This is a genomic window from Microvirga sp. P4_G7, from assembly GCF_056401005.1.
This window is the reverse complement of sequence record NZ_JBFUKD010000009.1, coordinates 1-25,042: the sequence shown is the minus strand read 5'-3', so window position 1 is coordinate 25,042 and position 25,042 is coordinate 1. Positions and strand designations below refer to the sequence as shown.

Sequence of the window (25,042 nt, the reverse complement as noted above, 5' to 3'; positions counted from 1 at the left end):
CACGTTCTCATCACCGCAACAATATTACTTTTGGCTGGTCGCTCAGGATTCGGAAGGCTCCCCGACTGGATCATGAGATTCCGCGATGGGACCATGCTTGCGCTTCGGGATCGCGGCCGGCTCGCCGGCCATGAATTGCGCCTTCGCGAGCTCGGCGAACCGGCCTCCTTTTGCGACGAGCTCTTCGAACGACCCGCTCTCGACCACGCTGCCCTGATCGAAAACGAGGATCCGATCGGCGTTGCGGATGGTGGCGAGCCGGTGGGCGATGACGAACGTCGTGCGCCCTTTCATGACCTCGTCGAGGGCCTTCTGCAGCTTCTGCTCTGTCGCGGCGTCGAGTGCGCTTGTGGCTTCGTCGAGAATGAGGATCGGCGGGTTCTTCAAGAGCGCACGAGCGATCGACAATCGTTGGCGCTCGCCGCCCGACAACGAGCGTCCCCGCTCGCCGATGATCGTATCGAGCCCGTCGCTCTGGCGGGCGATGAATTCGATGGCCTGCGCCCGTTCGAGCGCAGCGATCATCTCCGCATCGGTGGCGTTCGGCTGTCCAACCTGGAGATTTTCGCGGATGGACCGTGCGAACAGCATCGGCTCCTGGAAGACGACGCCGATGTTCCGCCGCAGCGACGCGAGCGTGAGATCGCGGATGTCGTCACCGTCGATACGGATCGCGCCCGATTGCGGATCGAACGCACGATGCAAAAGCCCGAGCGTGGTCGATTTGCCCGAGCCGGTCGCGCCGACCAGCGCGACGTTCTCGCCCGGCAATACGGAGAACGACACATCCTGCACCGCCGGCCGCTTGCCGTCATAGGAAAAGCTCACGCTTTCGAAGGCGACATTGCCCTTGAAGCGATCGACGCTTTTCGCGTTCAAGCGATCGTGCACAGCGGGCGTCGTGTCGAGGATCTCGAAGAACTCGCGCATCTTCGGCGCTTGCATGAAAAGCTGATTGATGAAGTTGACCGCCTGTTCGAGGCGGGCGATCAGCATGTTCGCCATGCTCATGAACATGACGACTTCACCGATTGTCGCGAGGCCCTTGAGGTTGAGGCCGACGCCGACGAGAAAGATCGCGGTGATCGTAACGGTGGCGGACGCGCGGGTCGCGACGGATGCGATCGCCCACCAGGACAGAACCGGATTCTGAGCCTGAAGAAGCTGCTGAATGATGCTTCCAAGCTTGCGCGATTCCGCCTCGATGCGCGTGAAGGATTGAATGACCGGCACGTTGCCGAGCGCGTCGGAGGCGTGTTCGGCGAGGCTCGAATGATAGCGTTCGACCGTTCCTTGCAAACTCTCCGTCTTGCGCAACACGAGGGTCGTCAGGACGGCGAAGATCGCCACGAGCACCACCAACAGGAGGCCAAGCCTCCAGTTGAGAAAGACCGTCAGGGGCAGCAACACGATGAGAGACACCAGCGCCGCGCAATGCTCGCGAAAGAAGCCGAGCCACAGCCACGCCATCCCACTCGAACCGTCGAGCATGACTTTGAGCACGCGGCCGGAATGGGTGGAGGTGTGGAAGGCGAGCGGCAACTCGAGCACATGCTCGAAATAATTCGCCATGACGGCGAGCCGTCTGCGATGCGACAGGCGGTCCGCATAGAGCGCAACGAGAACGCCGGCGCCGATGGAAAAGAAGGCGAAGGCGACCCAGGCGACGATCAACGGCGTCAGCACGCCGAACGTCACTGGACGACCGCCGGCTGCCTGTGCACCCGTGAGAACATCGATGATGCGGCCGAACAGAATTGGTTCGGCGAAGGCGGCGATCGCCAGGGCGACATTCGCCAAGGCGAGAACCAAGCCGATCCTCAGATCGGAGCCGAGCTGCCCAAGAACACGACCATAGAGGCGGATCAGCCACATCAGATATCACCCTCGGCGTCGGCAGGACGATTCTCCGCCCGGCCCCGTTTCGCGCCTTCCAACAGACCTAAGCCGTTCCCGGCGTTCGGCAATCCCCGCAGCCTCTCAACGCTGGCCGGCGGCGACGACGAGAACCCAATAGACCTTGTATTTCGAGTTCGGCGTGAAGGCGGTGGCGATGCCCATCCGGGTCGCACGCGGATCGAGGAGAACCCGATCGTGCTGCGGGCTTTCGCGCCAACCGGAAAACGCTTCGGCGAGGGTGTGGTAACCCGCCGAGAGGTTGGCGGCAGGCGCGACGGCGCCTCCGGATGCGAGGCGCGCCTTGACCGCATCGGCAGAAGCTGGCTTGTCCGCCGCCGCCATCGCCTGCGCCTCGGCTTCCGCGGCCGCTTGCAGAGTGGGATCGACGGTCAGCGGGCCAAGGCCCTTGTTGCGGCGATAGGCATTGAACATGTCTTGCGCGGTCGCCGCATCGACAACAGCGTCGGCCCGCGCCATCGAGCGGTAGAACGGCAACTCGCCGGATGGCCGTGGTGCGGTCTCGCAGGCAGCCAAGGCCAGCGCCACTAGGCCGAGTATGACGATCCGTTTCATGACGATGCCTTCCCCTTTGGCATGACGAGCGGATCATCCGCGTCTTCGATCGCGTGAGCGATGTTGTCCATCGATTCCTCGAGACCTTCGAGGCCCTTGATTTCGACGGTCGCCTGCGCGGCGGGCGGGACGCCAGTACCGACTTTGCGCAGCGCACGCATGATCTCGAAATAGAGGTCGCTCGAAACCCGGCCCGCACTGTCGATCTCGTCGACGAAACACACGAGGTCGAAATCGATCGTCGTCTCGGTGACCTTCTTGAACAGCACGCGCGGCGGCGGCTCGCTCATCACCTCGCGATGCGCCAGGGCCGCCGTGCGCATGACCTCGGCGACCTGGTCCGGATCGGACGCGCGCGGCACAGGAACCGAGACGATGACGCGCCCCATGCGATCGTTGCGGACGCGATTGCGCACGATTCCGGAGATCAAGTTGGAGTTGGGAACGATCAAAGTCGAACGATCGAAGGTCTGAATCTCCGTCGACCGCACGTTGATCCGGCGGACGTAACCCTCGCCGTCGCCGACGACGACGAGGTCACCGACGCGGATCGGGCGTTCCCACAACAGAATGAGACCCGAAATGAAATTGTTGACGATCGACTGCAGACCAAAACCGATACCGACCGACAACGCACCCGCGACGAGCGTCAGCCGCTCGAGACTGAGCCCGAGATAGGTGAAACACACGACGCCGGTCGTGATGATGCCCACATAGCCCGCAGCCGTGCGGATCGAGTTGCGCAAGCCTGCGTCGAGATCCGTCGCCGGCAGGAACGTGTTGTCGAGCCAGCGTTGAACGATGCGGGTGACCGCGAAGCCGATGGCGAAGAACAAGCCTGCAAACAAGATCGACGAGATCGAGATCGTCATGTCGCCGATGCTGAACCCGAAGAATGCCGCGCGGACCGAACCGACGATGTCCGTCGATTCGATGCCCCATGGGGCGAGCGCCAGAAGCAGAGCGAGGATGATGAGGCAGACCCGTGCGACACCGTTCGTGAGAACGCCGATCTGTTCGATTGATCTGCGGCGCAACCCTGTATTGGCTTGCAATGTCGTCGCGAGCCGCCCGTCCTTCTGCAGAGAGCCGCCGACGAATTCGTCGACGAGCACGATGCAGAGGATCAGCAAGGCGACGATGATCGAAATCCACAGGGCCTGATCGACGAGGAAGGACGCAAGCGCCACATATCCCCCGATGACGCTGACGGCGATTGCACCGACCTCGATCCAACCCAGAGTCCGCAAGGGTCCGCCGACGTCGATGTCTTGGGCGACGTAGGGACCGAGACAATTCTCGTCATCGTCGGCGCGCGCTGCGAAACGGCGAAGGAGTTCACCTAGGATCAAGGCGGCTGCGAGCGCGAACACCGCACGGGTCATGACGGTGATCGGCAAAACCGCCGCGATGGCGCGGTTGAAGGATTCGAGAACCTTGCCGGCGACGATGATGCTCGTAAGCAAAACACCGAAACTCATGATCCGCGAAGCAGCGGCGTTGCCCACGGGCACGAGCCGCCACGACGGGCAATTCGGTGCGAGAACGGCGTCGATCAAGGCACCCACGAAGGCCACGAAGGCGATGCCGCGCAGCAAGGCCGCGACCACCTGTTCGAGGCGGGGCGGAAAGAGGTCCGCCGAATCGAAGGCGATCCAGACGATCCAGCTTCCCACGATTGCCGGCAACGATCCGAGAAGGAGCACGACGAGGGCCGCAAGAAGACGGCTACGGCGGCTCGGATCATCGATCTCCGGATCGCGCTTCACGAGGCGCGGCGCGAGCGAGCGTCGCCCGACATAGAGGGCGATGCCGATGCCGATGGCCAGGCCGAGCATCAGCACCCGAAAGAGGGTCGCACTGCGCTTGAAATGCTCGAACGTGTCGGAGATCGTTATCTGCTGCACACGCAATTCGCGTGGAATGGCTTGGGCGACTTCCATCCAAAGCGTTGGACTGAACACGCCTCCACCTTGCTCGAACAGGGCGCGAGTGAAGGATGCACGGCGGCGGTCGCTGACCTGCGTGGCGATCTGGTCGGTCTGGACGAGGAGGGCCTTGGCCAGACGCTGCGTCTCGTCCAGTTCGGCCACGGCCGCTTCGCGCTCGCCGCGATCCTTGACGACGTCGGCGCTTTCTTCCGGGCCGTCTTTCGGCTTCGGTCCGAGCTGGGTCAGCCTGGCTTTGCTGGCTTCCAGGCGCGGAGCCTGCTCATCGATGATGGCGCGAATTTGAGCTGCGAGCGGTTCGAGCTGGTCTTTCAGACTTTGGAGTTCCACGTCCGACAAGGTGCGGCCTTGAAGGCTGGCTTCCTTCTGGTCGAGATCCACCTTGATACCGTCCAGCTTCCCTCTCGCCGCCTTGGTCTCAGCCGAGATGTTGAGCGGAGCGGCATCCGGGGTTGGTACGGGCTTGGCGGGGACGGCCGGAGCCGATTGCTGCTCGGGCTGGGCGAGGGGCTTGGAAAGAGGATTGGCAAGAGGATTGGCCGGCTGAGCCTGGACCAAGCCGCCCAAACCCAAAGTCAACATGGTCGCTGCCGCAAACAGGCGCCACCGTTTCGGGGTCTTCGTCATTCAGTCCGCCCTTGTTCGACCTTCTGGCCTTTGTTCGGCCTATTGGCCTTTGGGAGATCCCGCGAATCACTCGATGCCAAGGTCGCCGCCACCGCGGAGAAGCGCAAGCGCAAGCAGCCCCCGGGGATCCTCCTCCCCGGAGACCTCATGAAAATGGCGATTTAGCGGTTGGTCGTACCTGTGGAAGACGGTTCCGTTGCGGATGACCCGGATCCCGAAGTGCCGGTCGGCGAGCCGGTGATCGCCTTTCGAGAAGCGGCCTGGCTGGGGTCGTCCGGCGACGTCATGCCCACCCAGATCATATACCCCCCGATGGAGACCGCGCACAGAAACAGGGCGCCCAGCAACACGGCGAGCACCGGCCGGCCCGGGGGGCCCTGGCGGGCGCGGTCGTCTCGGACAATTTTCGGCATCAGGATCCCTCATCAAAAATGACAACGAAGACCGAAATCCCGGCCCTCCGCGTTCGGTGGGCAACGCCACAAGCCATCAGGGGTTCCTGTTCCCACAATTGCGGACCGCATCCGAGCGGGCGGAGGGGATCAATCGTCCCGCGAGGTCGTTGACCATGGAGAAGACGTTCCCAACGGCACGAGCCTCGTTGTCGGCTCCCTCGTGGCGTTCTCTGGCCTTACGGTGCCGATCTGCCAAACGGGCGGATTGGCGTTGCCTAGAAACCAAATGAACCGGAGGCACTTGCAGCCCCCGGGACGAAGTCATGTTTTTGCCGCTTTAGCCGCTCTGGGTAATGGGCTGTTCGAGGATGACCATCATGCACGACAATCGCATCAGCCTGGACGGCGTCTGGCAGTTTCTTCACGTCGCCGACGATCGCATGTCCGGTCCGGCCGAAGTGCGCCACATCGTCGTGCCTCGGCCGTGGCAGGCCGAGTTTTCAGACCTGCGCATGCGCGCCGGAATCGGCATCTATTGCAGGACCGTCGACATCCCCGAGGGATGGCTCCACGAGAGCATCTGGATCCGATTCGGCGCCGTTTTTCACAACTCGAAGGTCTTCGTGAACGGAGATCTCGTCGGCTCGAACGAGGGCGGATTCCTGCCGTTTTCATTCGACGTCACGAGCCATCTCAAGGCGGGCCCGAATGAAATCAAGATCCGCGTCGATTCCCCGACCGACAATCCGGCGGAATTCCCAGATTCCCCGTTTGCCGAAATCCCCTTCGGCAAACAGAGCTGGTACGGGCCGCTGTCCGGCATCTGGCAGCCAGTCCACCTCGAGCGGCGGATTTCGGACCACATGACGCGGATTCGTCTCGTTCCCAACCGCGACACGGGCCGGGTCAGCGCCGGCGTGTTCTTCGCGCGCCCGCTCGTTGCCGATACGCAAATCCGGGTGGAGGTCTTCGATCCCTTTGGAAAGCGAGTGCTGGATGAAATTCATGGGACGCAGATCGGTGTCACGAGCATGCCGTTCGAGTTCACGCTGCCAGAGGTGGAGTCCTGGTCGCCCGATCACCCGCACCTGTACCGGGTACGGCTTACGCTCCTCCGCGGCGATGAAGAAAAGGACGAGCTCGCCGATTCGTTCGGCTTCCGCACGATCGAGACACGCGACGGCAAATTCTACCTGAATGGCGAGCCCCTCTACCTGCTCGCCGCACTCGATCAGGATTACTACCCGGGGACGATCTGCACGGTGCCGTCTGTGGAGTTTCTCGAAGACCAATTCCGGAAGGTGAAAGAACTCGGACTGAATTGCCTCCGCTGCCACATCAAGGCGGCCGATCCGCGTTACTACGAAGTGGCGGACCGGATGGGGGTGCTGATCTGGACCGAACTCCCTAACGGCGGCATGGCAACCGATCGCTCGCGGGGCCGCAAGGAAAAGCTGCTCAAGGGAATCGTCGATCGTGACGGCAACCATCCCTCGATCATCATCTGGACGATCATCAATGAGAACTGGGGCGTCGATCTCGTCAACGACGCCGATCACCGCGACTGGCTCAAGCGCACCTTCGCCTGGCTGAAGGGTTACGATCAGACACGTCTCGTCGTCGACAACTCGCCGCTCGCCCCGAGCTTTCATGTGGAATCCGATATCGCGGATTATCATTTCTACGCCGCGATTCCCGATCATCGCGACGAGTGGGATCGTTTCGTCGACGAACTCGCCGACCGTGCGTCCTGGCTCTACTCGCCCCATGGAGACGCCGTGATCACCGGCAAGGAGCCTTTGATGTGCTCGGAATTCGGCAATTGGGGCTTGCCGTATCCAAAGGACCTGCGCGACGAAAGCGGTCAGGAGCCATGGTGGTTCGAAACCGGACACGATTGGGGTGAAGGGGTGATGTACGCCCATGGCGTCGAGAACCGCTTCTCCGATTGGAGTCTGGACCGTGTCTTCGGCGATCTGCGCCGGTTCGTGATCGCCGCGCAGTGGCAGCAGTTTCGCGCGCTGAAATACGAGATCGAATCGATGCGGCGCAAGCCGAGCCTTGCCGGCTATGTCATCACCGAGTTGCACGACTGCCATTGGGAATCGAACGGGCTTCTCGACATGCGCCGCAATCCGCGCGTGTTCCACGAGATGTTCCACATCATCAACGCCAACACCGTCATCGTGCCGAAATGGGAACGCGTGTCCTATTGGGTCGGGGAAGCCGTCAAACTCCATATTCACGTCGCACACGGCGCCGGCGCGCCTCTCGACGATTGCCAGCTCGAAGTCACGTTCTGTGGCGAAAGTCGGCGCTTGTCCATGCCTCGCCTCGAAGCGCCTTGCGTCGTCGATCTCGGCTCTCTCGAGATCGCTACGCCGGAGCTGAGCGAACCCGAGCAGCGGCGCGTCACGCTGGAATTGCGCACCGCCGACGGCCGATTGGTGGCGCAGAACCACGTCGACATCGCCCTGCACCCGAAGCGCGTCATCGTTCCGCAAGCCGAAAAGCTGGTGTGGTCTCCGGATGCGGACATCCGTGAGCGCTTCGAGGCTCTCGGTTATGGGCAAGCGCGCGCACTCGAGGAATCGAACGTGATCGTCGCACGCCATCACGACAAGGCGACTGCGGATCATGTGCGGCAGGGCGCAAGTCTTCTTTTGCTGCCCGAAGACGAAATGAATCTCTATCCGTTCTTTCCCCATTGGCAGAACGTGCGCGTGAAACAGCGCGACGGGACGTTGTGGCGCGGAGATTGGGCGTCATCGTTCGCCTGGCTGCGGCGGGCCGGCCATTTCGCGGGTTTTCCGAGCGGGCCGCTGCTGGACGAGACCATGGATCGGGTGCTGCCCAGCCATGTCATTGCCGGCTGCAACCTGCTCGACTTCCAAGCGCGCGTGTTCTCCGGTCTGGTCGTCGGATGGATCCACAAGCCGGTCGCACTCGGCGTCGAGCGGAGCTACGGCCGCGGCCGCATCGTCGCATCGACGCTCCGCTTGCTCCGAGACGAGGCACTGGCCGATCCGACCGCGACTCTGCTGAGCGATCGCCTCATCGAATTGTCCATCGAATCGCGCGCGGCACGTCTTGAAGAAGCCGTCAGGGCAGCCGAAGCTGCCGCCTGAGTGCGTTCACTCAGCAGCGACAGGCAATGGATCGCCCGGCCGCCGGGGGTGGCGCGCCCGCTCCATCATGCGCTCGCGATGCTTCAGCATTCCCGCGTGCAGATTGTCGAGATGCTGCGCCTCGCGGAAGGCATCGAGCATGTCGCCGCACGCCAGGCGTTCACCATGCGGCTCCGACGCCGCTCGTGGATCCCAAAGCCCCATCGCGGTCCATTGCTCCGGCATGTGCCATTCCGGCATGCCGAGGATCGGGTAGAGGCATACGCCGTGAAGCGGCACTCCATCCCGCAGCGCTCCTTCTGCTTCCGCTGCGACCTCTTGAAGCCACGGGCCGCGGCGTTCGCCGATATGAGCCGTCTCAGTGATCACGATGTCGCTGCCGTAGCGGTTAAACACCATCCGCACCAGATCGCCGAGTTTGACCCGCCGCGGATCGTCTTCGGGAAGAGGTGGAAGCGAGCCGTCGGAATTGGGCGCGACGCGCCATTCCCATTGATTGGTCCAGTAATAGTTGATGCCGACCACATCGAGGTGCGCGGGACTTCCGCCGAGTTCGGGCAGCAGCCGGCCGCTCAGCATGTCCCACGTCTGAAAGACCAGTCGCTCGTTGAAATCGCGTGCCTCGTCATGCGTCTCCGGCAGATCAGGCGGCAAGGCAACGTGGCAAAGCGGATCCGCATTGACAATGCGTGCATCCGGGCGAACCGACCGGATCGCATTGATACCCGCGATGGCCGCGCGCACGAGGCTCACCTTGAGATCCCAACCGCGACCGGTGCAATGGGGCGCGAACAATCCCATCTCGCCCGCCGCATACGCCATGAAGGACGGCTCGTTGACCGGCGTCACATAGAGCGGGCCTTTGTGATGTCGATCGACATAGCGCGCGGCGGCGTAGCAATAATCGGCAAAGCGACGCGGAAACGCATCGCTCCAAAGATCGAGCCCAGCCGGAAAGCCATAGTGGAACAGGTCCCAAATCACGTCGACCCGATGGCCCTTCGCGGCCGTCATGAACGGATCCACCGAGGAAAAATCGTACCGTCCGTTGCCCTTGTCGATCAGAGGCCATCGCATGACGTCGCGCGCGCCACGAATGCCGAGACCGGCGATCTCGCGGTAATCCTCGTTGACGGTCGCCTCGTGACCGGTGGCGACAACGTGGTCGAACCAATCCCCATGGCGATTGTAACCGGTCGATCCTTCGAACCCGGCCAGGAAGAAGCTACGAAACATGCGGATCTCTCTTCCGGTCGTTCACCGCGTTACAGCGCGCAAATAGCCCACAGCGCCGGCACCGCGCGAAACGTAGTCCTGATAGGAACGGACGAGCGGGGTTTCGGTTCGATCCAGGCTTTGGGAATCAAGATCCCATAGGCCCATACGGCCAAGATACGCCGCGGGGTCCCGTTCGCCCTGCCGATAGGCCCATGCCACGAGGTCGAACATCGGCCACCACGTGTAGCCGACCATGGGGATCGCCTCTTCGCGTAGGTTTTTGACGCTGGCGACCGATGCGTCCAGCCAATCCTGCCGACGACGGACCGATCCTTGCGATGCAGTTTCAGCGACGAAGAGAGCCGTCCCGTAACGCGCGAAATAGAGACGTCCGAGCCGMTGGACGAGATCCCCCGAAGCATAGGGTTTGTCGATGCGCAGTTTTCCACCGGCCGCGCGTCGGAGGACCTTCTGAGTGAACATCGGATAGAAATTCAAGCCTATGAGCGGCAGATCGACCGCATGGCGTTGGAACCAGCCGAGCCGTTCTTCGGTAGCGCCGTGTCGAAGCAACCAGGGCCACAGCGCGTGTGCGCTGTCGACGCGGCCGCTGACGAGATCGAGGGCCAGGAACACGATTTCCTGGCGATGGGCGGCCTCGTCTGTGAGATCCGGGGTCGCCGCGTCGTAGACATCCGTCGCGTCCACGTGCACCGGCACGATGTCGGGGTCGACCTGATGCAGCGCCTGCACGGTCTCAACGATGCCTTCGGCGATCGCGAGCATGAGCATCACGAACCCGCTCCATCCGCGCCGGAACGGCGGCCACCAACCCAGCCGCCCGCAATACCAGGCCGTGATGCGTGGCTCGTTGAGAGGCGTATACCAGACGATGCGGCCTTTGAATCGCTCGGCGAGCCGCGCCGCGTATTCAGCGACACGCTTCGCGTAGTCGGGATTGAGAAACGCGCCTTCGAGCCACGGTGGCAGACCATAATGAACGAGGTCGACGATCGGCTCGACGCCAACTGCGATGAGATGTTCAAGGGTCTTGTCAGCGAAATCCCAATCCCACCGACCGCGTTCGGGCTCGATACGGTGCCAGGGAACACCGTATCGCGCCGCCTTCACGCCCAGATGCGCGATCAGATCGATGTCGGATTTCCAACGTTCATAGTGCCCGGTCAGGGCATATTCATCGAGGGTGCGACCGGTGGCGGGCCAGGGCGCCGTGATGAACGTATCCTCGATGCCCGTCGCCCACACGAACGCGCCCGGATCGGTCAGCCGTCCGAGCTGCGATCGGGTGGGCAACGTGGCCATCGATCTCAAGGTCCCAAATCAAGCGGACAGAAGAGACGGAGCGGAATCCGATCCATCCGAAATTGCGACCGTATCGTTGATTTTCCGGAAGGTCGCCAGCGCCTGGCCGACGATCTGATCCATGTTGTAGTAGCGATAGGTCGCGAGCCTGCCGACGAACCAGACGTCGGGCGTGCTCATCCCCAGAAGTTCGTACTTCTTGTAGAGTTCTTGGTTCTCCGGTTTCGGAATCGGGTAGTACGGATCGCCTTCCGTCGAGGGGTATTCATAAGTCAGCGCCGTCTTGGCGTGATCCTGACCCGTCAGGTGCTTGTACTCGGTGACGCGTGTATAGGGATGCGTCTGCGGGTAGTTCACGACGGCAACAGATTGATGCCACGGCTCGTCGAGAGTGACGTGCTCGAATCGTAGCGAGCGGTAAGGCAATTTCCCGARTCGGTAGTCGAAATACTCGTCGATCGGGCCTGTGTAGATCAATCGCCTATGGGGAATTTCGTCGCGTACGTCACGATAATCGGCATTGGTCATCACATGAATGTTCGGATGATCGAGCATCCGTTCGAACATACGTGTGTAGCCGTGCTTCGGCATGAACTGGAACTCGTCGCCGAAATAGCGGTCATCCCGGTTGGTTCGTGTCGGAACACGGGCGGTGACGGATTTGTCGAGCTCGGAGGGATCGAGTCCCCATTGCTTGCGCGTATAGCCGCGGAAAAATTTTTCATACAGTTCACGCCCGACCTTCGCGACCACGACGTCTTCGGACGTCTTGATCTCCGCGACCGGCTCGGCACGGGCAGCGAACCATGCATCGAGCTGTTCGGACGTCAGGTCGAGGCCGTAGAGCGTATTGACGGTATCGAGGTTGATCGGGATCGGAAGCAGAAGATTGTCGACCTCGGCGAGCACGCGATGCTCGTAGAAGCGCCATTCCGTGAAACGCGAGAGATGATCGAAGATCTGTTTCGCGTTGGTATGGAAGATGTGCGGACCATACTGATGGATCAAGAGGCCCGCTTCGTCATAGCGATCATAGGCGTTGCCGCCGATATGCGGGCGCCTGTCGAGGACAAGAACCTTTTCATTGCGCTCGGACGCAATGCGTTCCGCCAGCACGCTGCCCGCAAAGCCCGCGCCGACAATCAACCAGTCGTACATGACTTTACTCCGCAGGCGTTGTGATGGGGGAGGAGCGCGCCAACGGTGTGTTCAGAGCGTCGCCATCGCCCATCCCGTCAAGCATGAGACGCTGCATCGCCATCCAGGTCTTGTCCCAAGAGCCCGTGGCCAAATGGCGATCGACTTTGACGAGCCAAGCATCCTTCGGCCGATCGAAGATGCCTTCGATCTTCGCGATCGTCTCATGCGCGCTATGCGCGATCTCGACGAGACCTTTCTCGCCGTAGGGGCGCACCACATCTGCGATGGCTGTCGAGACGACGGGAACGCCAGCGGCGAGGAACTCCGGCGTCTTGGTCGGACTGATGAATCGCGTCGCGTCATTCAGCGCGAACGGCATCAACCCGACATCCCAATGCCCCAGATAGGAGGGCAACTCACGATAGGTCTTGCCGCCGAGCCAATGGATGTTGGCGCTTCGTGGCAAGATCGCCGGATCGATCTTCACCACCGGACCGATCATGACGAAATGCCAATCGGGACGGAGCGCTGCGATCTCACCGAGGAGCGCGACATCCATCCGCTCGTCGATGACGCCGAAAAAGCCGATGCGCGGATGGGGAATGTCGGCTTGGTCGGACGGATCGACGCTCGCGCGGCGTGCCTTGGCGAAGTGCTCCGCTTCGATCGAAGAAGGAAAGGCATGAACGTTGTGATGCCGCTTCTTCTTCGCCTCGTAGAGGCTCATCCCACCGGTGAACACCAGATCGGAACGCAGGAACAATGCTTTCTCGAGAGCCATCAACTCGGGCGAAGCACCGGAGAACAGCGACAACTCATCCATGTTGTCGTAGACGCAGAGATCGCTCTCGAAATCGCTGGTGAAACTCATCGCCATCGGCGTGTAGTACCAGAAGACGCGCGGACGATTCGGCTCACGGTCGAGCAATTGCTCGACGAGTTCGTGCTGTTCAGCGGTGACGTCCTCTGGCGCCAATCCATGGGGCAGGATCGGCACGGCGACGGTCACGCCTTCCGAAACCTGATTCATTTCCCAATGAGGGCTGACATGATCCCGAAAAAGGGGCTCCTCGATCACGCAAACGTCATAATTTCCGGCTGCGCGGGTCATGAGGTGCTGCGGGCGCTGCCAAACGAAATCCCATCGAAGGTGTGAAAAACAAAAAAGAATCGGCTTAGGCTTAGTCTTTACTAWAAGCGGGGAGACATGCGGAGTTGTAAGCGCACGCTCATGCATGATGCGACCTCGAGAAAACGGGTTTCCGGGTTCGGACGAGAAAGGTCCGACAGTAATCAATTGTGGTGTGTGAATCAGGCGGTACCGATACCGGCGTGATCCCTCGGTAAACGCGAAGGATGCGGTTCAGTTCCCGTGTAGTGTGCACAGCACAGGCTGGGATTAAATGTCGGCGCTCATTTCTTTTCGAGCATCAACATACCCTGTTTCTTGATAAAACCTTTGGTCTTTTCGGCAATCATGGCGAGTAGCCACGGAAGGCGAACCTCGACGACCACCTGATCGTCCAAGACGTCGAGATGACCATCGATATGCTGGCCCATCATTCCAAACTGAAATGTCATGCGATCGTCTGCCCAAGCGTGATGGAGCGAGGCAATCTTGTCGCCGAACTGCGATTCGACGTTGTCCAGTCCCGTCGCGAGACGTCGACGCGCTTCGGCCTTCCCAAGCGAATGCGGGATCGAAACGGTCAAAGGCTTAGACATGCGATTCCTCATGGGGCGAAGACGATGCGAAGATCCTCACAGCATCTCGACCTTGATCGCACGAACGACGATCGTTTCCTGCTGAAATCGACGCTCGAGTTCTGCGCGATAATCTTCCCACCACACGTGATCGAGATCGCGCGCCATGACTTCGAAGACGACCATGTCGTCATGGGCCGTGTGGCCGCCTTCCGTCCACGTGYCTTCCGCAGGGGCGCGGGTGAAGCTCGTCACGCCTCCGAAATGCGCGGTCATTTCCGAGCGGACGCGTCCATAAGACGCGCCGGTGAAGCGGCGACCCGCATTGTCAGACAGGGGAAGGAGGATCTGAACGAGATGCATCCCATTATTGTAGGGAGGCTCTCCGCAAAGGCCAGTGCGGTCAGGCTTGTAACGATTCGCGGGCCTGCGTCGCCGATGGTTTGGAAATCCGCCAGGGATGGGCGGTACACCCGCCAAAGGCCTCCGAGGGGCGAAGACGGCGAAGCGATCCATCGGCCGCCATCTCGTCGATGACGACGAAACCGAAGATCGTCAATCGCGTCGCCATATCTTTCGTCACGCGGTCGTCCGCCGCGATCGGCAGGGATCCGGCCGTATAGACCGCATCCATGAGACTCTTCTGATCACGGCTTTGAGAAGCCGATGCCCGCGCGCCTGGAAAGCGGATGACGTTCGTCGGCTGAACCGATGTCGTTTCCATTTAAGCAACCCTTGGTCCCGAATCGGGTCCAAGAATCGCCGCAAGGAATTAAGAAGCACCTAAGAGCGTGGCCGTGGCGAAAGCAGGGCCCTTTGGACCCTGCTCCCTCCTGGTGCRCTAGTTCATCTGATGCAGCGATACATAGGCTGTGCCGGTCGATGTCACGCCAAGCGCCTGCGCTGGTCCTTTGGCGAGGTCGATGATACGGCCGCGGATGAACGGCCCGCGATCATTCACCCGCACGACGACGGAGCGGCCATTCTTTTCGTTCACGACCTTGACCTTGGTTCCGAACGGCAGGGTGCGATGAGCGGCCGTCATGGCCGAGGAATTGAACGATTCGCCGCTCGCCGTGCGGCGTCCGTGAAAGCCGGGACCGTACCAGGAGGCATTGCCCCGCTGGATCGTCTGTCCGGTGGCGGCCTCTGCGGAGACCGAGTTGGTTCCGGCCATGTTGGCCGTCGTAGCGTTACAGGCAGCAAGCATCAAGAGCGACGCCAGAATTGGCGCGCGTACGATTATGTTCTTCAAGGGTTATCTCCCCTATTCCCGTTGTGTGGGTGGGGAAACTGCCGGATAAAAAGGCGAGATTATGGCTCGCTTGTTTCACCATAACCTTTCAACGCTTGTAGTTGCTTATGGCCAAGCTTGTTTTAGCCTTTGTTTACGTTTGTATGCCTTGATAGTAGATAGTATTACATATCAATACGCTGTTGCATTTGGTAACAAATTGTTACGCGCATCGGTTGCATTTCGCGGAACTGAACGCACAGATTATTTTCCGCACACGACGGTTCCAACGCTCGCCTCCGGCTTGGTCAGACAAACCCGTTGAGTTGTGGAGGACTAGGCGGCGATCGTGAGCCGCAGCCGATCGCGTCGCAACCAGCGCCACAGCATCAGGGCTGCGACGACGGCCAAGCCGGCGGCGAGACCGATCCAGATCCCGACGCCCCGCAGATCAGTCCAGAAGGCGAGAAAGGACCCGAGCGGCAATCCCACTCCCCAATAGCCGATCGCCGCGTAGAACATGGGCACCTTGGTATCCTGGAGACCACGCAGCATCCCCGCCCCGACCGCCTGGGCGCCGTCGACCAGTTGGAACAAAGCCGCGAGCATCAAGAAAGAGAGAGCGAAACCAACCACCGCCGTATTCTTGGGATCGCTCAGATCGATGAAAGCGCCCACGAGCAGGTGCGGGATCGTCAGCATGAGCAACGCGGTGAACACCATGAACCCGACACCGAGCGCATAAGATGTCCAGCCGGCGCGGGCTATGCCCTCGCGGTCCTGCGCCCCGTAGGCGCGACCGACGCGCACGGTCACCGCTTGACCGAAGCCGAAGGGAACCATGAAGCAGAAGGATGCGATCTGCAGAGCGATCGCGTGCGCCGCGAGCTCATTGGCGCCGATGCGTCCCATCAGGAGAGCTGCGACATTGAACACCGTCACCTCGAACGCGACGGTCAGGCCAATAGGGACACCAATCCGCCACAAGGTACGATAGCGCGGCCAGTCCGCGCGCCAGAAGCGTCCGAAAAGATGGTAGCGCCGGAATTGTCGATCGAAGGTGACGACGAGAGCCAGGCTCACGAACATGAAGATGCTCGACACCACCGTGCCCAGCCCCGCTCCGGGAAGCCCGAGGACGGGAAGGCCGAAGGCGCCGAACATCAAGCAATAGGCTGCTGCCAGATTGACGGGAATTGCGAGAAGACCGATCACCAACGGCCAACCCGGACGTTCGAGAGCTGCGAAGAAGTTTCGCAGGACGAGATAGAAGAGAAACGGCAGAAGGCTCCATTGCAGCGCGCGAATATACTCACCGGCATCCTTCGCGAGGTTGGCGTTCTGTCCGGTCGCGAGCAGAATTCTCTCGCCATTCCACGTCACGATCCAGATCGGGACGGCGACCGTCACGGCGCACCATAGGCCTTGCCGAACCGTGCGGCGCACATCGCGCACGGAATGGCGTTTGCGCCCCAGTTCTTCGGCGATGAGCGGGGATGTCGCGCTGACGAGACCGATGCCGAAAATCAGGAATGCGAAATAGAGATTGGTCCCGAGTGCGCCCGCTGCCAGCGCATCCGAGCCGAGCCATCCCATCAGAATCACATCCGTCGTCATGAGCGCGTTCTGGGCGACGTTGGTGAGAACGAGCGGCCAGCTCAAGGCAAGAGTGGCCCTGAATTCCGCCAACCAGGCAGAACGATCGGAATGTGCGCGAAAAGGAAGCATCGTGCCGCGCTTTTAGCCTGAAAGGAGACGCGGGCGCCACCCCCTGCCTGTTTTCCGATCAGGACATTGCCGCCCCATCCACGCCCTATCGCATCCTRYCTCCCGCCACAGCCGGGAGACTGCGTTGGATGGCCGCGTCGAGATCATCGCCGACGATGGGCTTGCGAAGCAGAGGAAACCCGCCCCATTCCTTCGGCAGGGCGGTATTTCCCGTCAGGAGCAAAATCGGCAGGTCGGGATAATCCCGCCGGACTTCGCGCGCAAAGCTCACGCCGTCCATTGGGCCCGGCATGGTGACGTCCGCGAGCACGAGATCGGGTGGACGCCGTCGCAATTGTGCAATCGCATCATCGGGCGCGGTCTCGATGCGCACCACGTAGCCCATGGATTCCAACATGTTCTGAAGGGCGGAGGCTACCTCCATTTCGTCGTCGACGATGAGGATTTCATCTGATTTTTTGGCAGCGTCCCGGCGCGCGCCTGCCGCACGTTTGGGAGGGACGGCACGGGGCGTCGGCACGACGCGTGGCAGATAGAAATCGATGGCGATGGCCCGTTCTCCGCTGCGTTCCAGGATCGCCACGCCTCGACTTTCTTTGACGAATGCGAACGCCTGCTCGACGTTCTGATCGCCGATGGAATCCGTCGGCATCATGAGGGAGCGTTCGGCTCGCACTTCCGTCTCGTCGAAGACGTGGTCCGGCTGCGCGCCGCGGATATTGATATGGACGCAGTCGCCGGTGAAATCGGCATCGGTCAAATCGCCCCTGTCGATATGGCGATTGCGCGCCTCGAACGTCACCCGCGCTCCATTCGGCAGCGCATCGCGGACATGAACGCCAAAATGAATGATGGTGGCCTCGAATTCCTCTGGGTCGACCCGAACGGTCCAGAGCTTTTCAGGAAGCAGGCAGCGCACTTCTATGGCACTCGTGCGGAACGAGCGCCCCAACAGCATGGCGACGGACGCGATCTGGCGCGACACGTCGATCACCTGAACCTGTTGCTCGTGCCGTCGCGTGAAGGTGAGCACCTTCGAAATCAACGTGGCCGCCTGGTCGCACGCGACGAGGGCAGATGCGAGCTTGCGTTCGAGTGCCGGGCGATCGCTCAACTGCTTGGCGACCGCATCGACATTCGCGCTGATCACCATCAGTTTGTTGTTGAGGTCGTGAGCCACTCCGCCCTTCAGGCGATTGACCGCGTCGAGCCTCTCCGACACCCGCAGACGTTCGATCCGCTCTTCGAGCAAATCGCTCTGGCGGATCGGCTCGCCCAGTGCGGAGCGCCAACCGACGAGTCCCGCGCCGGAGCTTGACGGCGGGGTCACGGAAAGGCCCTTGATGAATCGGACGATCTGGCCCCCAACGACCAAGGGAATACCGATGGCGGCGCCGAAGAATACGGCTGCGGCAAGGCCAGCGAGGGCGTACGCGCCTTCAATGAACGCGGCGCCGGCCACAAGAATGCCGGCGAGGACGAGAGCGACACTAAATGCCGCAAGGGAAAGTTTAAGAGATCGAGACAAAGCCGTTCATCAACCCTTCGAAATATGCCTTCGAAGAGATATGAGTCACGGAACGCGAAAGCCAACATTATAGCGTTAAATAATTCGGAGGCGGACGGGCGGGACCAATCTGTCGTAGACTGTCCGCTTTCATGAGGTTCCCATTGCGCCTGTCTCCTTGCCTGCATTTCATCCGTGCCTTCGCCGCCGCGGCTCTTCTCTTGTCCGGCGTCTCGGCCGTCTTCGCCGCCGACGAAACGGAACGGCGGATCGACCAGCTTTTGGCCCAGATGACGCTCGAAGAGAAAGTCGGGCAGCTCAACCTGATCTCCCACGGGCCACCGCTCCGCTGGAACGAGATCACAGAAGGCAAGATCGGCGCCCTGCTCAACTTCAACAGTGCCGCGGACATCGCGCGCGCGCAAAAGCTCGCACGGCAATCGCGCCTGAAGATCCCACCGCTTTTCGGTCTCGATATTCTGCACGGATTGCGCACGCAGTTTCCGATTCCGCTCGGCGAGGCCGCAGCGTTCAATCCAGAGCTTTCGCGTCTGGCCTCGGAATGGGCTGCGAAAGAAGCGTCCTATGTCGGTCTGCAATGGACGTTCGCGCCCATGGCCGATCTTTCTCGGGACAGCCGTTGGGGACGCATCGTCGAAGGTTTCGGCGAGGACCCTCACCTCGGAGCGGTCCTGACTGCGGCCCGCGTGCGAGGGTTCCGCGACGGCGGCTTGGCGAGTGCGGTGAAGCACTTTGCAGGCTACGGCGCGCCGCAGGGCGGACGTGACTACGACACCACGTTCATTCCGCGCGCGGAAATGTACGATATCTACCTGCCGCCGTTCCGTGCTGCCGTCGAGGCCGGGACGGCGAGTTTCATGGCTGCCTTCAATGCTCTCAATGGGGAGCCGGCGACGGCGAACGCCTGGCTGCAAACGGAGGTGCTTCGCCGCCAGTGGGGTTTCAAAGGTTTCGTCACTTCGGATTGGAGCGGCATCGGCGAATTGATCGCGCACGGCATTGCCGCCGACGGAGCGGAAGCCGCCAGAAAGGCCATCCTTGCCGGCGTCGACATGGATATGATGGGCGAGCTCTACATAACGCATCTCCCGAACGAAGTTCGCGCCGGCCGCGTGCCGGAGGCGGTCGTAGACCAGGCGGTCCGTCGCGTTCTACGCACCAAAATCGAACTCGGCTTATTCGAACGCCCCGACGCCGATCCATCGCATCAGGATTCCGCTTTTCCATCTCCCGAATCCCGTCGCGCCGCGCGCGACGTTGCCGTCGAGACTCTCGTTCTGCTGAAGAACCTCAGCAGTGCTTTGCCGATTGCGCCGGATACGAAGTCTCTCGCGGTCATCGGCCCGCTCGCCGATGCGCCCCGCGATCAATTGGGACCGCACGCAGCACGAGGACATGCGCAGGACAGCGTATCGATCTTGAAGGGTCTTCAAATGCGTGCCGACCGGGCGGGCGCGGTCGTGAGATATGTCCCAGCCTGCGATCTCTTCTGCCGCACGACGGATACGCTGCCGGCAGCGATCGACGCGGCGCGCGCATCCGATCTCGTCATTGCCGTTTTCGGCGAGCCGCAGGATTTATCGGGCGAGGCGGCATCGCGAACCCGCATGACGCTGGGCGGGAAGCAAGAGGAGGTTCTGCGCGCGTTGATTGCGACGGGGAAGCCGGTCGTCCTCGTACTCGTAGCGGGACGACCAATCGAGCTCGGCGCGCTTGCCGACGATCTGTCGAGCATCGTCATGGCGTGGTATCCGGGCACGGAAGGCGGCAACGCTGTTGCGGATGTCCTGTTCGGCGACGTCAATCCGAGCGGCAAACTCCCCGTCAGCTGGCCGCGCGCCGGCGGACAATTGCCCCTCTACTACAATCGCCTGCCAACCGGGCGACCGACCTTGCCGGGCAATCGGTTCACGCTGAACTACCTCGATGAAAGCATCACGCCGCTCTATCCCTTCGGCTGGGGACTCGGGTACAGCGGCTTTGCCTATACGGATGCGCGCATTGCGACCACGCAATTGACCTCAGATGGAATCGTCGAAGCCAATGTGAACCTTCGCAATACGGGCGAGCGCGCCGGCGAGGAAGTCGTTCAGCTCTACACCCGGGATCCGATCGCCAGTCGAAGCCGACCCCTCCGAGAATTGAAGGCCTTCACGAAAGTCGCCTTGCAACCGAATGAGACCCGGCAAGTGACTTTGCGGGTCCCTGTGAAGGATCTCGGTTTCCACCGTGACGACGGAACATATGTGGTGGAGGCGGGCACGTTCGAGATTTTCGTCGGCGGTAACTCTCTTGCTGAAAAAGCGGGTGAGATCGAGCTTACGGACACCCTTACCCGCGCTCCCGCACCGCAAGATTAGAGGGCGTACCACTCATGTCCCTGCCATAGAGCATTGTGAAAAAACGCAATTTTCGAAAATGCGCAATCTTCGCTATGCGTCTGGCGGAAACCTGATCAGCGCGCTACGCTCTTTGGCAAAAGCGCCATCAATGAAATAATATCAATCTCGATCTGTGACAGTTGCGTACACGACCCTGCTCAACGAAGCCCGAGGGAAGGAAGCGCCAATGCTGGTGCAGACGGATCAGACGACGTTTGTCACGTTCGACAGTGAGGCCGTGAAGACCATGAGCCTCGCGTACGATCGCGTGCTCGACTATCTCGGCGACGACATCGCGGTAAACGACGCGGCAACCGAGGCCTTTCGCGAATTCGTCGCATCCCAGGTCATCAAGAGCGCGATGACGGGAGTCAGCGATCCCAACAAATTATACACGGCCACGCTCGTAGCGCTGCGAGCACGTGCCCATTGATCAGCGTGCCCATTGATCAGCGGGCGGGCACCTCGTGTGCCGAGACGCCCGCCCGATTGCCGTATCGATTGATGACTGCTAGCGGCTGCTCCGCCCGCCATGGGAATGCTCGCCGCCTTTTCGTCCGGCTTCGGAGGCACGCTCCGGATCATTCTTGAAGTTCCCGCCGCTCGCCTGCCCGCCTTTGCTGGCGATATCGCGCTGCTTGTTTTCATCCATGGACGCAAAGCCGCGGTTGGACGTTCTATCCTTTGCCATTCGCAATTCTCCTGGGCTGAAAATCGACACCGTCCGGCGTCTCCCCCATCAACGGAACGTGGTTAGCGAAGTTCCGAGGCGAAATATGATCTCTTTGGGGCCATTGTTCGCTTGATTTGCAATGGTTTGAACCAGTTTGCAGACACCTGTGACGTCGCGCTTCAGCTCGATGACGCCCTCGCCTCATGTGCCCGACTGCCCCGCGCACGTCGCCGGTCATGCGTTGACCGCCACGTGTTCGGGATGTGTTCGGGCGCGTCGTCGAAGCGTCGTTTCAAGCGCCCGCCTCCAACTCGATGTCGTCTCGGTGTAAGCGCGGCGGGCTGATCGAAAACATGTCGCGTCGCACGTCCGCCGCAATCGGCACTGAGTCGTATGCAATAATGTACGGCCGCAACGAGGTGAAAAACCGGTTTTGCGATCGGCCGCGCTCCGGTACTGAAGATAGATTGCTTTGCGGAGACCGCCTGTGCTGACACATCATCAATTCTACATCGACGGACGCTGGGTCGAGCCACACGGCCAGAGCGTCATCACGGTCATCAATCCGGCGACGGAAGAAGTGTTCGCGACCATCGCCGCCGGAAACGCGGCGGATATGGATGCGGCAGTTGCTGCGGCGCGGCGCGCGTTTGCGTCCTACGCGCAGACGAGCCGCGCCGAACGACTCGAACTCCTCACGGAGGTGATCGAAACCTATCGTCGTCGTACTGATGAACTCGCGGAAGCGATTTCTGCGGAGATGGGCGCGCCTCTCGCCTTCGCGCGCGATCGTCATGTCCCAGCTGGTCTCGGCCATCTCACACGTACGTTGGAGGTTCTGAAGGACTACGACTTCGACGAGACCGTCAACGCGACGCTGATCACCCGCGAACCGATTGGCGTCTGCGGCCTGATCACCCCCTGGAACTGGCCGCTCAATCAGATCGCCTGCAAGGTCGGCCCGGCGCTTGCCGCCGGCTGCACCATGATCCTGAAGCCGAGCGAGGTCGCGCCGCTATCGGCGCTCGTATTCACCCAGATCATGCATGATGCCGGCGTTCCGGCCGGCGTGTTCAATCTCGTCAATGGCGACGGGCCCGGCGTCGGCCAGGCCCTCTCCAGCCATCCCGATGTGGACATGGTCTCGTTCACCGGGTCCACCCGGGCTGGCATCCAAGTCGCGAAGGCGGCTGCCGACACGGTCAAACGCGTCCATCAGGAGCTCGGCGGCAAATCACCGAACATCATCCTCGACGATGCGGATTTCGAAGCGGCCGTCTCGCACGGAGCGCGTGCCTGTTTCGCCAATAGCGGCCAATCGTGCAATGCACCGACGCGACTGCTGGTGCCGGCCGATCGTCAGCACGAGGCGATCGCCGTCGCAAAGCGCATCGCGGAGGAAACCATCGTCGGCGACCCGCGCGCCGACGAAACCATGATCGGGCCCGTGGTGAGCGACATACAGTTCGACCGCATCCAGACGCTCGTCGAGGCGGGTATCCGCGAGGGCGCGACCTTGGTCGCCGGCGGTCCTGGACGGCCGGAGGGATTGCCGCGGGGTTATTACGTCCGCCCGACGGTCTTCGCCGATGTCAGCAACGCCATGAGCATCGCGCGTGAGGAGATATTCGGACCCGTCCTCTCCATCCTGCCCTACGCCGACGAAGAGGAAGCGATCCGCATCGCCAACGACACCGTGTACGGCCTGTCGAGCTACGTCACGTCGGGCGATGTCGAGCGTGCGCGCAAGGTCGCGCGGCGCATTCGCGCCGGCATGGTGCACCTCAACGGCTCGCGCGGTGACACCGCCGCAGCGTTCGGTGGCTACAAGCAATCGGGCAACGGGCGCGAGTGGGGCAAGTTCGGCTTCGAGGAGTTCCTCGAGACCAAGTCCATGTTCGGCTACGTGGGCTAAACGGCTCGCCGGGACAGTCACTCGCGGTCGCCGCCTAACAACTCCATCGAAAGGGCCGAGGCGCGGCGGGTAATCCCCGCGCCTCGTTTTCGTCAGCCGCTCTACTTCACCGCGGCGTCGTAGACGAAGAGCGTGGAATCGTCGTCGTCTGGCATGAAGTACGCGCGCAATCCGTTGTCCGTCGATTCGACGAAGAACGGGTTCTGAGTCATCGGCAGACCGGACGGCGACCACAATTCGATCGGCACCTGCCAAACCGGCCGATTGTCCTTCAGGTTCACGACCTCGAATCCGCCGAGGCGGAAGGTCGGGCCGTCGGGCGTTGCCTTGTAGGCGTTGAGCCCCGAGCAGAGCATACGCTGAGCGCCGAGAAAGTGGCAATCCTGGTAGTCTATGTACTGCGCCGGGTTCATCACGCGGATATCTTCGGGCTTTGCGTCCGCATTCGTGATCTTGCCATCCTGCCCGATCGGCCACGTGTAGAGGCGGCGCGAACCCCACGAGACACCGTGCAGGGACTTGCTCTGCGGATCGTGCACGATCCCGCCGATGTGATCCTTGAACCGGAATACCTCGACCGCCTTCATCGTCTTGGGATCGACCTTGTAGATGATCGCCTGGCTGTTGGGGCGATACTCGGCGACGGGCACCCAGATGAACTCGCCGTCATAATCGATGCCGCCGGGATGGTAGACGGTGCCTTCGCCGAGAACGAGATCGCCGAGGAGCTTGCCGTCAGGTCCGATCTTGAACAGGTGGCCCTGGCCCTTGCCGGTGTCACGGTCGTAGCCGTCGCGCAGCTCCGTGAAACGCGTCGTCGGCGTCTGAATATCGACGGACGAGACGAAGAAATCATCGCCGATCTTGACCATCCCTTGCGGGTGGAACGTCTTGAACGGGATCTTGATGGCGGCCGCCTGATTCCACTTCGTACCGCGAGTCAGCTTCTGCACACGCTCGCCGAGAGCCTGATCGGCGGCGAGCGTCGGGCCCGCCGCCATCAGGGATACCGCGAGCACGCTCAATCCACCAAGGAGAGTCGTCAATTTTCGGCTTGTCATCGGTTCCTCCGTCGCGACGGTTGATGTCTTGATCGCGGTCGGGCGTGACGTTGCGCGTCCGACGACCGCGTCTTCGCTGCGTCGCTTGAACGGGAGCATCGATCTCACGTCGTCCCGGCGCAAGTCTTCTTTGCACCGGCCGGATAACGGAACGATGACGGATCCGCCGGGTGTCGCTACGCGATGACCGACGGTCAGAGTTCCACGAACGTCTCGAACCCGCCGTAGATCATCCTCTTGGTATCGAAGGGAGCATTCTCCATCGACTCCTTGAGACGCGGGTCGGCCATGACCTTTGCGTTGATGGCGTCGCGATCGGCACGAGACTTGTAGAGGATCCACGAGAACATCACCGTCTCGCCGTCCTTCACCTGGACGGCGCGCGGGAAGGAGGTCACTTCGCCATAAGGCACATCGTCGCCCATGCATTCGACATAGGCGAGCGCGCCGTATTCCTTCCAGACTTGGCCGGCGAGCTGTGCCAGCGCCTTGTAGGCGTCGAGGTTCTCAACCGGCACCGCGACCACGAAACCGTCCACATACGCCATGCAAGCCTCCTGTTTGAT

At 61.5% G+C, this 25,042-nt stretch carries 21 protein-coding genes; 4 read left to right on the top strand and 17 right to left on the bottom strand.

Features of this window, described 5'->3' with window-relative positions; genetic code table 11:
- Positions 1-42 precede the first annotated feature (42 nt).
- From AC1DT3_RS01590 to AC1DT3_RS01575, 4 genes are all read right to left on the bottom strand, one after another.
- Positions 43-1,875, bottom strand: a complete 1,833-nt coding sequence (locus AC1DT3_RS01590) for a glucan ABC transporter ATP-binding protein/ permease (RefSeq protein ID WP_477463476.1) — start codon at positions 1,873-1,875, stop codon at positions 43-45.
- Between the two features lie 105 nt (positions 1,876-1,980).
- Entirely contained in the window at positions 1,981-2,472 is a 492-nt protein-coding gene (locus tag AC1DT3_RS01585; protein ID WP_477463475.1) for a CAP domain-containing protein, read from the bottom strand.
- A complete protein-coding gene (locus AC1DT3_RS01580) occupies positions 2,469-5,048 on the bottom strand; it encodes a DUF3772 domain-containing protein (RefSeq protein WP_477463473.1) in 2,580 nt (859 codons plus the stop codon). Before AC1DT3_RS01580 ends, AC1DT3_RS01585 begins: the two co-directional genes overlap by 4 nt.
- A gap of 161 nt (positions 5,049-5,209) precedes the next feature.
- Entirely contained in the window at positions 5,210-5,461 is a 252-nt protein-coding gene (locus tag AC1DT3_RS01575) for a hypothetical protein (protein ID WP_477463472.1), read from the bottom strand.
- A 359-nt stretch (positions 5,462-5,820) separates the two neighbouring features.
- On the opposite strand from AC1DT3_RS01575, the gene AC1DT3_RS01570 reads away from it, so the two are divergent.
- Positions 5,821-8,571: a glycoside hydrolase family 2 protein gene (locus AC1DT3_RS01570; RefSeq protein WP_477463471.1), complete on the top strand. Its 2,751-nt coding sequence runs from the start codon at positions 5,821-5,823 to the stop codon at positions 8,569-8,571.
- 6 nt (positions 8,572-8,577) lie between these two features.
- Here the strand turns inward: AC1DT3_RS01570 and AC1DT3_RS01565 are convergent, their stop codons facing one another.
- The 10 genes from AC1DT3_RS01565 to AC1DT3_RS01520 all read right to left on the bottom strand — a co-directional run bounded on the left by AC1DT3_RS01565 (position 8,578) and on the right by AC1DT3_RS01520 (position 18,446).
- Positions 8,578-9,807: a glycoside hydrolase family 1 protein gene (locus AC1DT3_RS01565; protein ID WP_477463470.1), complete on the bottom strand. Its 1,230-nt coding sequence runs from the start codon at positions 9,805-9,807 to the stop codon at positions 8,578-8,580.
- A 21-nt stretch (positions 9,808-9,828) separates the two neighbouring features.
- Positions 9,829-11,112, bottom strand: a complete 1,284-nt coding sequence (locus AC1DT3_RS01560; protein ID WP_477463469.1) for a family 1 glycosylhydrolase — start codon at positions 11,110-11,112, stop codon at positions 9,829-9,831.
- A gap of 18 nt (positions 11,113-11,130) precedes the next feature.
- The gene (gene glf / locus AC1DT3_RS01555) at positions 11,131-12,270 is read right to left on the bottom strand and encodes a UDP-galactopyranose mutase (RefSeq protein ID WP_477463468.1); all 1,140 of its coding nucleotides are present in this window, start codon (positions 12,268-12,270) and stop codon (positions 11,131-11,133) included.
- Positions 12,271-12,274: 4 nt separating this feature from the next.
- Positions 12,275-13,282: a glycosyltransferase gene (locus AC1DT3_RS01550; protein ID WP_477463467.1), complete on the bottom strand. Its 1,008-nt coding sequence runs from the start codon at positions 13,280-13,282 to the stop codon at positions 12,275-12,277.
- 383 nt (positions 13,283-13,665) lie between these two features.
- The gene (locus tag AC1DT3_RS01545; protein WP_477463466.1) at positions 13,666-13,977 is read right to left on the bottom strand and encodes a polyhydroxyalkanoic acid system family protein; all 312 of its coding nucleotides are present in this window, start codon (positions 13,975-13,977) and stop codon (positions 13,666-13,668) included.
- Between the two features lie 36 nt (positions 13,978-14,013).
- Complete coding sequence (locus tag AC1DT3_RS01540; RefSeq protein ID WP_477463465.1) at positions 14,014-14,319, bottom strand: hypothetical protein; 306 nt, start codon at positions 14,317-14,319, stop codon at positions 14,014-14,016.
- Between the two features lie 40 nt (positions 14,320-14,359).
- Positions 14,360-14,680 carry a hypothetical protein gene (locus AC1DT3_RS01535; RefSeq protein ID WP_477463464.1) on the bottom strand — a complete coding sequence of 107 codons (321 nt, stop codon included), beginning with the start codon at positions 14,678-14,680 and terminating at the stop codon, positions 14,360-14,362.
- A gap of 117 nt (positions 14,681-14,797) precedes the next feature.
- Positions 14,798-15,211, bottom strand: a complete 414-nt coding sequence (locus AC1DT3_RS01530) for a septal ring lytic transglycosylase RlpA family protein (RefSeq protein WP_477463463.1) — start codon at positions 15,209-15,211, stop codon at positions 14,798-14,800.
- A gap of 315 nt (positions 15,212-15,526) precedes the next feature.
- Entirely contained in the window at positions 15,527-16,918 is a 1,392-nt protein-coding gene (locus AC1DT3_RS01525; RefSeq protein ID WP_477463462.1) for an MATE family efflux transporter, read from the bottom strand.
- Positions 16,919-17,003: 85 nt separating this feature from the next.
- Positions 17,004-18,446 carry a response regulator gene (locus tag AC1DT3_RS01520; protein ID WP_477463460.1) on the bottom strand — a complete coding sequence of 481 codons (1,443 nt, stop codon included), beginning with the start codon at positions 18,444-18,446 and terminating at the stop codon, positions 17,004-17,006.
- 143 nt (positions 18,447-18,589) lie between these two features.
- Between AC1DT3_RS01520 and AC1DT3_RS01515 the strand changes: the two genes are divergently transcribed.
- Both AC1DT3_RS01515 and AC1DT3_RS01510 read left to right on the top strand, forming a co-directional pair.
- Positions 18,590-20,806, top strand: a complete 2,217-nt coding sequence (locus tag AC1DT3_RS01515; protein ID WP_477463459.1) for a glycoside hydrolase family 3 N-terminal domain-containing protein — start codon at positions 18,590-18,592, stop codon at positions 20,804-20,806.
- Positions 20,807-21,014: 208 nt separating this feature from the next.
- Positions 21,015-21,260, top strand: a complete 246-nt coding sequence (locus tag AC1DT3_RS01510) for a hypothetical protein (protein WP_477463458.1) — start codon at positions 21,015-21,017, stop codon at positions 21,258-21,260.
- Between the two features lie 78 nt (positions 21,261-21,338).
- On the opposite strand, the gene AC1DT3_RS01505 is transcribed toward AC1DT3_RS01510, so the two are convergent.
- A complete protein-coding gene (locus tag AC1DT3_RS01505; RefSeq protein ID WP_477463457.1) occupies positions 21,339-21,518 on the bottom strand; it encodes a con-10 family general stress protein in 180 nt (59 codons plus the stop codon).
- A gap of 469 nt (positions 21,519-21,987) precedes the next feature.
- On the opposite strand from AC1DT3_RS01505, the gene AC1DT3_RS01500 reads away from it, so the two are divergent.
- Positions 21,988-23,415 carry an aldehyde dehydrogenase family protein gene (locus tag AC1DT3_RS01500; protein ID WP_477463456.1) on the top strand — a complete coding sequence of 476 codons (1,428 nt, stop codon included), beginning with the start codon at positions 21,988-21,990 and terminating at the stop codon, positions 23,413-23,415.
- A 101-nt stretch (positions 23,416-23,516) separates the two neighbouring features.
- Here AC1DT3_RS01500 and AC1DT3_RS01495 read toward each other — a convergent pair whose 3' ends face one another.
- Complete coding sequence (locus AC1DT3_RS01495) at positions 23,517-24,476, bottom strand: DUF6454 family protein (protein WP_477463455.1); 960 nt, start codon at positions 24,474-24,476, stop codon at positions 23,517-23,519.
- Between the two features lie 194 nt (positions 24,477-24,670).
- The gene (locus AC1DT3_RS01490) at positions 24,671-25,024 is read right to left on the bottom strand and encodes a DUF1428 domain-containing protein (RefSeq protein WP_477463477.1); all 354 of its coding nucleotides are present in this window, start codon (positions 25,022-25,024) and stop codon (positions 24,671-24,673) included.
- Between the last annotated feature and the right edge of the window lie 18 nt (positions 25,025-25,042).